This window comes from Psychrobacter sp. TB15 (assembly GCF_000511655.1).
GTDB lineage: Bacteria > Pseudomonadota > Gammaproteobacteria > Pseudomonadales > Moraxellaceae > Psychrobacter > Psychrobacter submarinus.
Map to the genome: position 1 here is coordinate 183,468 of NZ_AYXN01000041.1, position 14,136 is coordinate 197,603.

Consider the following 14,136-nt stretch of genomic DNA (forward strand, 5'->3'; position numbering starts at 1 on the left):
TCACTATCGTTCGTTCAGTAATAAGGTCGACTCAAAGCTTATATTTTGAGTCGACCTTCTATTGTACTTATTAGCATTCACGATTTAGCTTCTAAACGTTTGAGAGTATGGTAACCGCCGTAGATACGAGTCACGATAGTGATAGCACAGGCTGCAGCAAAGATACTGGCTAAGAGCACAAAGTGCTGTGGCCAAATACAAAAGGCAATAAATAAAGCTATGGTTTCAGTACCTTCGGTGAGTCCATTTAAATAATAAAAGCTCTTGTATTTAAACTGCGGCTTGTCGAGTTCAAACTTCTCAGCGGCTATGGCAAAGGCCAAAAAGCTAGAGCCAGTACCGATAAAGGCAGCAAGCAATAGCGCTCCGGCAATAGCGTTTTGTTCAGGATCAGCGAAGATCAAGCCAAGCGGAATAGCGGCATAAAATAAAAAGTCGAGGGTAATATCTAAGTAGCCACCAGCGCTTGTGCTTTGGTTGGCATAACGAGCAAGAGCGCCATCTAAGCCATCAAAAACACGGTTGAGTATAATCGCAACCAGTGCGGCAAACCATAGCTGATAAGCCAGTAGTGGTAGCGCTACTATGCCAATAAGAAACCCAGCTAGCGTCAATTGGTCAGCCGTGATGCCGCGCTTATGTAAGGTGGCGGCTATCGGCGTTAGTATTGGTTTTATGATAGGCGTTAGGTATTTATCTTCAACGACGTCTGCCGCCCACTGAATATAAGCATTTACCTGCGGATCACCGCCCCAAGCATGAAAATAAACGTCTTGGTTTTTGCCGCGCTCGTACAGTTGCTCCCAAGACGACTGTACGTTACGACCTGCTGCGCTGCTAGTCGTCGAGACGCTACTAGCAGAGATACCTAGACAAAAGCTAAGCGCGATAGCGTAACTGCTATAGCGACTATATTGACGGAGTGTCTTAAAGGTCGGTGAAGCTAGCAAAGCGTTCATTACGTGCATTTGAGGTTCCGTTATCGTTTTATATTTTTAGCGGGTCTATATTTTTAGCGGGGCTATATTTTTAGCGGGGCTGCTCATATAAATCACTAACCTCGGCGCCACGTATGGTACTTCTCAAGTAAGTTTAATACTTTTTCGGGCGCATGATTGCGTTTCCATTCACCTGCGGCATATTTATTAGCTTCCGCCCAAGTAGGGTACATATGAATGGTGCCAAGTATTTTATTTAACCCTAAACCATGCTTCATAGCCAGTATAAACTCAGGCATGATGTCTCCGGCATGTTCAGCCACAATAGTGACGCCTAATATCTTATCTTTGCCTGCTGGGGTGATAACTTTGATAAAGCCTTGGTTCGCGCTTTCTGTTAGCGCACGATCTAAGTCTGCAAAGTCATAGCGAGTCACTTCAAAGTCGATACCTTTATCGATTGCCTCTTGCTCGTTTAGACCGACTCGCGCCACTTCTGGATCAATAAAGGTCGTCCAAGGAATAACGCGGTAATCTACTTTAAATCTCTTAAACTTTCCAAACAAGCCATTGACTGCTGCATACCACGCTTGATGAGAGGCAACATGGGTGAATTGATAAGGGCCTGCGACATCGCCTGCCGCATAGATGTTAGGGTAGAGGGTTTCTAGGTAGTCGTCAGTGCTTATGGTGCGTTCGCTCTCGATACCCAAAGCTTCAAGTCCATAACCCTCTAAGCGGGCGCTACGACCTACAGCGCAGATTAATTGGTCATATTCAATAGCGGTTTCTTGCTGATCTGTATGATCACCATGAGGCTCAACGATGATATATTTTTTACCATTACGTATCTCACAGCGTGTCGCTTGCCTTGAAGTTAAGACCGTGACACCACTGTTAATGAGCGCTTGCTGGGCAAATTCTGAAACTTCACTATCTTCTTTTTTCATCAGGCGTTCGCCTCGCTCTATCTGCGTCACATTAGAGCCTAAGCGCGCAAAGGCTTGTGCCAGCTCTGAGCCAATAGGGCCGCCGCCAAGGACGACCAACTTTTTGGGAGTTTCCTCAAGCTCAGAAAATGTATTCCAAAGCGTGTCGCTCGTCACATAACCCGTTTCCTCTAAACCTGGTAAGTCTGGTATAAAGGGGCGAGCGCCAGTTGCGATAACAATGGAGCGTGCGGTGAGTCTTTGAGTGCCACCCTCATTCAGCGTAATCTCCACCGTCCATGGATCGATGAGTTTGGCATAGCCTTTGAGGACTTCGACACCCAGTTCAGTATAACGCTCGACACTATCGTTTGGGGCGATATCTGCGATGATCTTATGCACACGGCTCATGACATTATTGAATGAGAAGGTTGGCTGGGTATTATCGAGGCCGTAGCGCTCACCATTGCGCATTTGCTCGGCAACTTTGGCACTTTTGATTAAAGCTTTACTGGGTACACAGCCATAGTTCAGGCAGTCGCCGCCCATCTCACCTGCTTCGATGAGGGTGACTTTGGCCTTAACTGTGGCCGCAATATAGCTGGTCACGAGTCCACTAGCCCCAGCGCCAATCACAATCATATTACGATCGAACGTTCTGGGCTTAGTATAGTTTTTATAGACGCGGCGTTTTTTTAGTAGATTGAGTATGCCCTTAGCGATCAATGGAAAAAACCCAAGTAGCGCAAATGAGGCTATTAAGTTGAACGATAAAATGCCAGATAAGCTCGTAATTTGCGCCAATTGGGTACCGGCATTTACGAATACAAAGGTCCCTGCGAGCATACCGAGTTGACTGACCCAATAAAAAGTTCGAGCCTTGATCGCAGTGACACCCATTAACAGATTGATCAAGAAGAAGGGGAATATCGGCACTAAGCGTAGAGTAAATAAATAAAATCCCCCTTCTTTTTCCACACCAGCATCAATAGCGGCCAAGCGTTCGGGAAAGCGCTGTTTGATAGAGTCTCGTAATAAATAACGCGAGGTCAAAAAAGCCAATGTCGCCCCGATACTGGAGGCAAAAGAGGCAATAAGCAGACCTTGCATCAACCCAAATAATGCACCAGCCGCCAAAGTCATAATCGCCGCGCCAGGTAAGGATAAGGCGGTAACAACGATATAAGCTAAAAAAAAGCCACCAATGACCAACCAAGGCGTCTGTGCTTGGTATTGATTGAACTGAGCCATTGAGCCCTTTAGACCTTCAAGCGTCAACAACTCATTGAGGTCAAAGTAAAAAAAGCCGAGGGCTAACACCAATACGGCTACTATTAAAACTATCTTTTTGATCATGGGTTATCCAGCTAAATAATAAGGCAAAAGGGGTCTGTAAGTAACAGTGCAAATAGCAGGTTCTGTTCTTTTATTTATGGTTATCGGTTACCGCTTCAATATGAGCGGGCAAGCCTTTTTTATCTAAACTAAAAGTATCCCAATCGCTGAGTAAGAAAGTGAACGCTCAAATATAGCTATATTTACTTTTTGGGAGCGCCACTTTTTTTCCAGAATGGTGAATACTTCAAAGTGTTTAATAAAGACTGCCGCTTAGTCATGATAGGGGGGTCGGAGGGTTTTAGGTAATGCGAGGTTGGCTCTAAATACAGTGATTGGTGCGCCCACAGGGACTCGAACCCCGATCGATCGCTTAGGAGGCAACTGCTCTATCCTGTTGAGCTATAGGCGCATTTCAAAGCATTATTGTAAAAAAGTGGCGTGATAAAATCAATCTTAACCTTCTAGTGAATAGAAAGAGAGATTTATTAAAAACAGCGACTGGTCATTAGCTATTGGTTATAGAATCAGTGACGATCTCAGTGTCTTCTACTGCCGTTTTACCATTTGAAGTCGGGTTGAATAAGTCGTCTACACTATTTTGATAGCCATCAATATTGTCGAATTCATGCTGTCTTAGAATGTCTTGCCCAGTGCTTGAAATAAGGAAGTTGCGGAAGTTGATAGCGAGTGGTTTATCACTGAGTATGACGCCTTCTACGGTTTGCGACTCTCTCATTGCATAACCGAACGGGTTGAGCGTTCGGGCCTCCTTGTTCTCGGTTGTTGTTTGAGACTCTGGGTTTTTGACATCAGTCACTGAGCTGTTTTTTGTTGATGATGGTGCATTAACGATGTTATTTTTTACCTTACTATTAAGCTCATCTTCTAATAACGCTAATAACGAATCAGATAACTTATCATCGGCAATGACTAAGTCAGTAGGATGAGTATTGTCCAAAATTAACAGGTCAGTAGCTGGCACGTAATTGGTTAACACTTGCATATGCGGATAACGCGCCTCGAAGCTAACGATTACATCGTCTAAAGGTACTTGCAGAGGCTGCTGCGCTTGAATATATAGCGTATTGGCAGCGGCATCGTTTTTGACAGCGTCGCTATCTTCTTCTGATTCGCCCTGTAATGATTTGACGTCTTCACGGCTCAAAATCGGTAAGGGATCGATATTTTTACTATTGTTCAGCCATAACCATGATATAACCCCGACAATAATAAGAAGCAATAACAGTATTATCCCTGCAAGTAGTAGCTTGTAGTCTCTCATAAAATATGGCTCTTATAATAAGGTGTTTTATCGCACTTACGACACTAGTTGTCGCAAGCTATGTTGGATTTGACTCATTTTGAAATACTATACTGGTAAATCAGAGATATCAGTGGCACACTTAAGCGTTACCTCACTCATAAGACAACTATTAAGGTAACAAGGTCGCCACCTAAAGCGGCTGTGCGCCATATCTTAACAGAAATAAAAAGCGGCCACGACTACAATACTTATCTTTTATCTCGCTATTACCTCATCTTGTCTTTTACTCGGATCAGATCGCTATCTATGTTTAAAATTATTCAATCGCACCGCACTGAGCATTTAGTTGCAGAGCTACTCACCGATTATCAATCGAAAAACCAGCCAGTCTTTGCTGAGTTTATCGTTATCGTGCCTTCAATGGTATTAGGCGACTGGCTCGATAAATCTATTGCTAGCCAAGCGGGTATTAGTACGTTAGTGACGACGACCTTTTGGGGCCAGTATCAGTGGACTTTGATGCAAAAGGTGTTAGCGCGTCATAATGAGTATCTGCTCGCGCATAATCCTGAAGCGTCAACCTTGAATGTGCCTGAAGTGGCGGTATTGTCGCCCACAGTAATGCAGTGGCGTCTGTTTGGGTATTTGACGTACTATCAAGAGCTGATTGTCAAAGATGACAAGCATCCAGTGCACTCGCTGCTAGCACCGCTAATCGAGAAGCCGCAAGACGGCAGCATCCCTGATAAAGCGCAGCAAGACGTGCGTATTTGGCAGCTGGCAAGTGATTTGGCGCGAGTGTTTAATCGCTACTTAACCCACCGTGAGGACTGGCTAGCGCTTTGGTCCCAGAACAAGCTATTAGATGTCGATAAGCTGATAGCTGACAAAGATGCTTTGTCGCTGCGTTTTGATCAGTATGCTCGCGCCACCCCTGATTGGCTAGTAGCACATTATGTTGAGTTAGAAGTCGCTCAGCGTTTTTTATGGTTACACTTGTTTGCTGATGTGCACCAGCACCGCGTTGAGATTGAAAATACCTTTTGGTCAGCTCTTGAGCATAATAAGGCGAATGAGCGTGAACAGTTACCTGCTGTGCTACGCATATTTACCATTCAGCAACTGCCGCAGACGGAGCTTGACTTCTTGCAACGCTTGTCGAAATACATGGATATCACCCTGCTGCACTACAATCCATCAAAGCTATTTTGGGCGGATATCGTCGATAAGTCTTGGCTGCAGCGCCAGCAGATTATTAACCCCGAAAGTGTGTTCTTACGCGATTATGGTCATAGTTTGCTGTCGCGTTTGGGTAAGCAGTCGCGTGATACTTTCGCTATGCTGGCGAATTTATCAGGCAATGAGCAATATGAAGAAGACTTAGTAGAATGGCACGATAATTTCGATACGAGCGCTGAGGGTCTCATGGATCATGCTTATAGCAGTGAGGAATGGACTGTTGAAGCAGATAGTGCACAAAATAATTCGAGTTTACTCAGGCGTTTGCAAAATGATGTATTGATGCTCGATGAGCAAGCGACCCAGCAAGCAACCGCTGTGCAAGTCTCGCAAGCAGTCAATGAGCAAATAGAGCTAAGTTTTGAGCAAGAAGTGCAGTGGTTTGATGATGAGGCATTAGAGAACAAGCGCTTTGACAAACAGCGATACTGGGAGATGTCGGCTCAAGATAATAGCCTAAGCATTCATTCTTGCCATAATTTGCAGCGCCAGTTAGAAGTGCTACGTATTATGATTGGGCGCTGGCTTAACGAGCCGATCAGAGCGGGCGAAAAAAAACGCCATATCTCAGAGATTGTCGTGCTGATGCCTGATGTTGAGCGCCATCATGAACTGATCAGCTCTATTTTTGTCAGTGGCAAAGGGCAAGATGGTTTGACTTTGCCAGCCAAAGTGACTGGCGTGGTCGATACCGATATTCGCCAACTGTGGGAAGCTATTATCGGTTTTTATAAGCTCCTTGGTAGTCATAGCGCGCGTTTTGAGGCCGCTGAGGTTCTTGATTGGTTCATGTTACCACCTTTGTATGAGAGTTTTGGACTGACGCATGAGCAGATGAGCCGCGGCTGTGATTTATTAGTAGAGGCGGGGTTTATCCGCGGCTTTGATGAGCAGCACCTCAAGCAGACTCTAGACACCAACGACTATGACTACCGCTTCAGCTTCGCTCAAGCATTAGATAGATTGGCTCTTGGCTTAATTATGCCTGAGGCAAGCGCGAGTGATTGTTTGTATCCTCTTGCAGAGGCAGACTGGCCGAGTACAGCTATGCCTGAGATGAGCCTGCCATTACCGCAGATGAGTTTGGATGATGGCATGATCGTTGAGGCACTTTGCCGTATCTATGCAGGCTTGACTGAGCGCCGTCATGACCATACTCAAAAGAAAAAAGCTGAAGAGTGGCTGTCCCAAATCGAGACGCAAGTGATCCATCGCTACTTTGGTGAGGTCGATCAGACGCGTACGATGCGCGCGATCTACAACGCGATGAATGGCTTTAAATCCAGCCTTCGTGCCAATCGTCATTACCGGCAGTACGCGAGTGACGATACTGACAATCACGAGGTAGAACAACGGCTTGCGGGCGTTGAGCAATTACCGCTTAAGCTAAGCTTTATGCTTGATAGTATCGAAGCTGAACTTGAGAGTCAGCAAGTCAGTGCCGAGCCGACGGGAGTGATTACCTTTGGTCGCTTTGGCGCTCTTAGAAACGTACCGTTTGAGCTGGTTGTCATGCTCAATATGAATCTCTCCGAGTTCCCGGACCGCGATCGTAACAACCGCTATGACTTGATGAAAACTACTATGGCTCGCCGCGGAGATAGAGTCAGCGAGGATGACGATAATGGTGCGTTTTTAGATGCGCTATTATGTGCGCGAAGTGCCTGCTGGATATTTTATAACGGTCAAAGTCTCACCGATACTCATGAGCATCTACCCGCCAATCCTGTCAGTGAGTTGTTACAGTTTTTGCAAGGTGAAGTACAATGGCAAGTCAGCTCGCTTGAAGCATTAGAGGCATTGCCTGAGAGTGTTGACGCGACTACTGAGCAGCTAAAGCGCTATCTGCCTAAGCTCATCAAGCAGTGGCTAGTCACTGAGCATCCAGCTCTACCTTTCCACGAGAGTCTGTTTGAATCTATGATTGAAGAAGACGGGGCTCTTAATACAACAAACAGTGTTGATGCTCATAATCAAAGCGAAGTGGCGGATACTGCCAACCTTGACGCCCATGCGTCCACTGACGCTAGCGATGAGTTAGATGCACTCTTAGATCAAGCTATGCAAAAAACTAAGCTGGCACAAAAAAAGCAATTTCCACCTGCACCGATTTGGCAAGCTGTTTTTGATACCCTAAAGAGCCGCGTGCCAAGCAAACGCTTACAATTCGTTGGTTTGCCCACAAAATCGCAATATGAAGCGATCGCTCAAGTACTTGGACGCAGTTTAGGTGAGCTTGGACAAGTCGATCATAAAGATTTGCAAGCATTGATCGAACTGCTGGCGCTCGATATAAAAACCAATACACACGACACAAATAATGCAGACTTAACGACTATGCTCAGTCAAACCCTATTTGATATTCATGAGATAGACGTAGAAGGCGTGCTGGCCTATCAAGTCCGTCATCCTGCCAAGGCCTTTTTGCGCGCTCAAGAGGTGTATGTCATGCAAGGTGAGCAAGCAAGGGTGCAGCAAGAGCCACTATTTTTGGACGGCTTAACCAATTATCAGATTACAGATCATCTCATTAATGAGCTCGCTACTAGTACCGTTTATACCAATCCAGATAGCTATTCTGCTAACTCTGAACACAACTCTGCTAACTTTGAACTTGATGTTCAAGCGAGTTATTCAACTTTAATGTACCAAAAGATCATGCCGGCAGGTATCGCACGGCAAACCACCTTAGTAAATGAGCGGCAAAAGCTCCAACAGCAGTGTCTAGAGTTTCAAGAGCAGCTGATGGCCAACGGTTTTGCTAACACAGATGTGTTACTAGCAAGAGTAGAGGGCAAGTCTAGTGTCTTACGACTGATAACCCCAACCACTGAGCATCCTGTGCGGGTAGAGTTAGCAACCATTTTTAATAGCGATCTAAATAACGCTGACAAAGAGCCCGGCAGTCAGCATGAGTCCCTACTGCGATTATTACCTAAAGTTATTAAATTAAAAGGGCAGGTACCGATAGCGGCTCATGGCGAGGATATTCATTTGCACTCCAATACTGCTTATAGCGAGCAATCGCCTAAGCAGTGGCTCAATGTATTGCCTAATGCGGCTAGTCCCAAACATTTACTCAAGTTCTGGTTATCGCATTTATACTGGCAAGTCGCAAGGCGTACCACGGCCGCGCAAGTCACCTTGAATGATGGTGTGAGCATATGGCGCTTTAACAAGTCTAGATCAGGGGTGAAGAAGTTTGAGAAGTCAGTTGCCTTTAAGATCGCTCCTATCGTCTATGAAGACGCCATACTAGAGCTGATAAAGTGGGCAATCTTTGCCCAGCTCGTTGGTCAAGTGCCTGTTACGATACTGCCAGAGTATGCGCTCAGTTATCTAGAAAAACAGCAAAAATCGCAGGACAGTGATAGTGGCAACTATTGGCCAAAACGCGCAGATTTCTCAGACTGGCTAAGGCCGAGTTATCAGGCAGATATGATTTATGATACTTGTTCGCAGCATGCTATATGGCAATACGTCTTGCGCGATCAAGATACTTTTAGGGCTTTAGCTACAGCATTGACGACTATCGCACAGCCTTTATATGAGCCAATGTTTGACGCTTTGGAAGGGTTAGACGGTTAGTCCTTTATACCGCTTAAGACAGCTAATTTTGTAATCCAAATTAAATTGATAATAGGGCGTGTTGAACATTCGACCGCGGCACTGACAGAGACTATTTTTTAGACGATTTGCAGATAAAAATTGTAAGTATAGTCATTCTATACGTCAGTTTTTATCAATAAAGCGGCAAAAAAGAGTCCTGTCCCTGTTGTTAGAGTGAGGGCTGATGCTAAAATCGCCCTAGTCGTTGTAAAAATTTAGCTAAGGCATCTGCATTACCTGCAATTTTCCCTTAGACTAGAACGATTTTAGCAATCAGCAGTGCCTTCTTGTGAATGTTCAACACGCCCTAATTTATAGTGTACGCCAATATGACAGAGTTTACCGATACGCCTGATTTTGCGGAGAGCTCGCAACAGCTGCCTTTCGCTGATGAGCATTTATACGAGTCGCAAAGCGCCGTGAGAAGTGCTGATATGCCAAATAATAATAAAGCAGACAAAGCATCTGAAAAATTATCTGTAAAATCATCCGAAAAGGTACCGGCGGTTGAGGTTGAGCTCAGCGGTCAACACCTGATTGAAGCCTCAGCGGGTACCGGTAAGACATGGACGCTAACGGGCATCGTCCTGCGTTTGTTGATTGAGGCAAGACGGGCCCCTGAACAAATCATCGCCACTACGTTCACTCGTGCCGCAGCCGCCGAGATGCGTCAGCGTATCCACGAGCGTTTAGTTGAGTTTTATCAGTTATTACAATGGGTAAATAGCCTAAGCAATGATATTAATAATAAAGATATGCTCTATCCAAAATCCTTACAGGTAAACCCTGAACAAATCAATTCAAAAAGTCAGTCCAAAGAGAACCCCAGTCAGAAGAGCGAGGAGCTAAACCAAGATCTTGACTATGAACAACAAAACAGTCAAACCACTACTCGCGAAAACCGCGCTAAAGCCAAAGAGGAGCGCGATACTTGGCTCATACAGCAAGCCAGTTATGCGCGCTTAGATAGCCTAATGCAAGATCCAATCAACTTACATTTAATCAGCTATCTACTCGATCATGTCTATAGCTACCCGATGACCGAGGCTATTCGGCGCACGGCATTGGTGCTCACGACGCTTGATAATCTATTTGTGGGTACGCTTGATAGTTTAGCGCAGAAGTGGCTGACGGAATACAGTAGCGAGACCGGTCATCAGCAGGGCATGGGTATCATCGAAGACAGCAGTATCGAGCAAGTCACTGATAGCATCATTCATGATGAGCTACGCCAATTTCAAAGTCGCCTCTATCATGAGCAGCCGAAACTCTATACGTTACTAGAGCAGCAAGGCAAACTTACTGATACCGGAGATCATAAGGGTTTTGTCACGCGCTCGCTGAATTTTATCTCAGCGCCTATTGATGAGGTGAAACTAGATCAAGACTTTGACTTTAGTGCGTACGAGAAGATGCTTTATGAATTTGCTCAATTAGATTTAGCAGATATTCAGCCATATTTAAATTCTGACTATAGGAAGTCACAAGGGTTTCGTGGTAACTCTAATTTAATCAATCATTTTGACGCCTTAGTTGATGTACATCATAAAATAGCAGAACATCAGCTAGCCTTTACTAGCTATTTAGACGAGCGTGAAAACAAAATTCTGACTTCGTTACAGGACTCTAGATATCCCAATGAAGAAGGCAAGATTAAAAATTTCAATAAAGACAGAGAAAAGGAACATCAGGCTCTTTTTGGGTTAGATACAATAGTCAAGTTAATGGCCATTTTAGATATGGTCGAAAAATTAGACCAACATATTATTTCATTGTTGGCCAACCTAAACCGTCATATTGTTCTCGCGGTTCGGGATAGGCTGCCAGTGATCTTAGAGGAGCGCGGTGAGACGACTTTTGGTCTACAGATGGTGCGTCTAAATCAGGCACTAACAGGCAAACAAGGGCCCAAGCTGGCGCGTTATATTCGCCATCATTATCCCATTGCGCTTATTGATGAGTCGCAAGATATCAATGGCGAGCAAGCATTGATGATTAAAAGTATTTATTTAGCCAATAAAAAGACCGCAGCTTCGGCCAACGATAAGCAATCTAGCGCGAAAAAAACCAGTCATGAGTTTTTGTTATTAGTTGGCGATCCAAAGCAAGCGATTTATGGCTTTCGCGGTGGCGATGTGGCCAACTATAACGACATGAAATCTCAGTTTGATAAGCAAAGCTTTTGGACGCTAGATGTCAATCGCCGCTCAAATGCAGGCGTCATCCATGCGCTCAATTGCTGGTTTGGTATGGCAACGCCTAGCACGGGTGATAATAAGCTGTCGCAGTTAGGTGCAGGGATTTATTATCAGCATATCAAAGCGGCAAAACCAGATAGCCAGTTGTCTTGGTCTAATATGGCAGCTTCTGAAACCCATGATTTAGTGACTGATTTAGTGACGGAGGTGCTCTCAGCTCAGCCAGTGAGCTTATTACACTTACCATATGACAACGAGCTTGAGTACGATGAGTATGAGATTACCGCGCGTCATATTGCGACCTTATTAAGCAGCAATCAGACCTTAAAAGGCGTGCCTATTCAACCAAGTGATATCGGTGTGCTGGCACGTACCAAAAAAGACTTAAAGCAGGTTGAAGATGAGCTGGTGAAGCTAAAAGTGCCTACGCTGACGACTAGTGATGTCAGTATCTTTGAGACCATCATGGCAGAGGATGTGGCCGCGCTACTGAGCGCTATGCTCTATCCCTATCGTCATGACATGATCAATCGCGTGTTAACCAGTCATCTGTATGGTCTAAATATCAAGACCGTTAGAGCAATGATGACAGATCATGAGTCAGGCGCTGTTAACCGTAGTGATAGCGCTCACAAACAAAGCTACCAAGACTTTATTGCTTATATAAAAGAAGGCGCGCAGCGTTGGCAGCATTTTGGGATTTTGTCAGCGCTACATTATTTGTTAGATAAGAGCCCGGTCCAGTCGCAAGGCGTTTGGCAGGCACTTGCGAATCATCCAGAAGGCGATCGTCATATTATGGACTTGCGTCATGTGCTAGATGTTATGGCGCAGTACGGCAGCGGCATGGGCGAGCATGAGCTTTTGGCGTGGTTTCGGCAAAACATTGACGCTGCTCCTAACAGCGATTGGGCGAAGCAATATCCGCTCCCGACGGAGTCAGGAGTGCAGCTGATGACCATTCATAAGTCTAAAGGGCTTGAGTTCCCGATTGTCTATGTACTGGGTATGGGCGATGCCAGTAGAAGATCCGGTAATAAAGAGCAGTATGGTTTATATCTATATGATGACCAATCGAACCGTAACTCACAACAACCAAATACAATTAGCAATCAGCGCCGTTTCTCACCCGTGCAAGGCTCAGCCACTAAAGTAGACTATTACACTGAGTTTGAAACCCAAGAAGGTTTTGATGAGCTACGTCGCCTGGGCTACGTCGCCTTTACTCGTGCTAGTGAGCAGCTTTATGTGGTCTTAAAAGATGCTCATAGTAATACGAACGCGTGCTTGAGACCAGTCTGCTATTGGTTAGACGTACCGGCTAAGAATATTGAGTTGCCAGATAGGCTCAAAGGCACGATAGGGATGATTAGAGCTCATAAAATTAATGAGTATCATGAAAAGGGCCAAGCGAATAACGCCAACACGGCAAATGGTTTGACTACTGTCACAACGAAACTAGCGACACAGAAGATTGAATACGCACCGTTCTTGGAAGTTATGCGCAGTCGTTACTTCTTTGGCTGGGCGAAGACCAGTTTTACCGCTTTGGCGCGCCAGTTAGATGAATCAACACAGATTATGGCGGTTGTCGATGAGCGCATTGATGATGCCATAGATATAGAAACGAAAGAGCCAGTAGGAGTCATAGATAGCAATGAAGGTTTCGAGCTGGGCTGCGACTTGGAGCTTAAGCGAGAGGATGATATCCGCTTTACTTTTGTCAAAGGCGCGAATGCCGGTACATTTTTGCATGAAATATTTGAAAAAATTGACTTTAATAATCAATCTCAGTGGTCTCAAGTCATCGACCGCGCGGTGAGTAGCTATCAGCTGCCACTGATTTATAGTAGCGCAGAGCAGCAGCAGCGTGTATTACAGGCAAATAAAAAACAGAATAGTCAGTCTGTCGATACAAATACGATAGTAGCGAGCCAACATGAAGCGTTAATGGGTTGGATCAAAGAGGTGCTACAGACGCCGCTATTAGCTTCTAACCAGCCGCTAGAGTCAATTGATACTACGCAGCGCTTTGCTGAGCTGGAGTTCAACATGGGCTTGTCAGAGCACTTTAGAGCAGAGGATATCACTACTCTGTTTGCAGAGCACTTACCAAACGAACCGGACAAGCACGTGACTTTAGTGGCGCAAAAAAAAGCGCACTTGTATCGCTATCTACGCGGCGAGATTGACTTAGTTTATGAACACGCAGGCAAATATTATGTGGTGGACTACAAAAGTAACTATTTAGGAAATAGCCTAAGCAGCTATGATGAAAAGACGCTTAAACAAGCCATGTCAAAGGCTGGGTATTGGCTACAAGCCGCCATTTATCAGGTTGCATTGCATCGTTTCTTAAGTATGCGAGTCAGCGATTATGACGGTAATGAAGATAAATATCTTGGTCCTGTCGAGTATGTGTTTTTACGCGGGGTCTATCATGCAGATGCGTCGACATCAGATAGTGCTTTAGATAGTGCTTTAGATAGTGCCAGGCAAAATAAAAAAAATACGGCCGATTGTAATGTAGTTACTAATAAGCGCTTTGGGTTAGTCATCTGGGACATACCCATCGACTTCATCAAAGCTTTAGATACCTTGCTTGGTTTGCCAGACTAATG

At 45.0% G+C, this 14,136-nt stretch carries 5 protein-coding genes and 1 tRNA gene; 2 read left to right on the plus strand and 4 right to left on the minus strand.

The genetic code is table 11. The annotated features are described in order from the left end of the window. Window positions 1–77: 77 nt before the first annotated feature. The 4 genes from W234_RS14005 to W234_RS0111440 form a co-directional block, all read right to left on the minus strand. Window positions 78–968 (minus strand): CDP-alcohol phosphatidyltransferase family protein, encoded by an 891-nt coding sequence (locus W234_RS14005; RefSeq protein WP_264673196.1) that lies wholly within the window; start codon window positions 966–968, stop codon window positions 78–80. Between the two features lie 86 nt (window positions 969–1,054). Beyond that, window positions 1,055–3,223: an FAD-dependent oxidoreductase gene (locus tag W234_RS0111430; RefSeq protein ID WP_025646978.1), complete on the minus strand. Its 2,169-nt coding sequence runs from the start codon at window positions 3,221–3,223 to the stop codon at window positions 1,055–1,057. Window positions 3,224–3,538: 315 nt separating this feature from the next. Continuing rightward, window positions 3,539–3,614: transfer RNA gene (locus W234_RS0111435), tRNA-Arg, on the minus strand. Between the two features lie 96 nt (window positions 3,615–3,710). Further along, a complete protein-coding gene (locus W234_RS0111440; RefSeq protein ID WP_025646979.1) occupies window positions 3,711–4,487 on the minus strand; it encodes a hypothetical protein in 777 nt (258 codons plus the stop codon). A gap of 288 nt (window positions 4,488–4,775) precedes the next feature. Here W234_RS0111440 and W234_RS0111445 point away from each other — a divergent pair, with 288 nt between their 5' ends. Both W234_RS0111445 and W234_RS0111450 read left to right on the plus strand, forming a co-directional pair. Further along, window positions 4,776–9,296 carry an exodeoxyribonuclease V subunit gamma gene (locus W234_RS0111445; RefSeq protein WP_025646980.1) on the plus strand — a complete coding sequence of 1,507 codons (4,521 nt, stop codon included), beginning with the start codon at window positions 4,776–4,778 and terminating at the stop codon, window positions 9,294–9,296. 350 nt (window positions 9,297–9,646) lie between these two features. Continuing rightward, window positions 9,647–14,134 carry a UvrD-helicase domain-containing protein gene (locus W234_RS0111450; protein ID WP_025646981.1) on the plus strand — a complete coding sequence of 1,496 codons (4,488 nt, stop codon included), beginning with the start codon at window positions 9,647–9,649 and terminating at the stop codon, window positions 14,132–14,134. Window positions 14,135–14,136 lie beyond the last annotated feature (2 nt).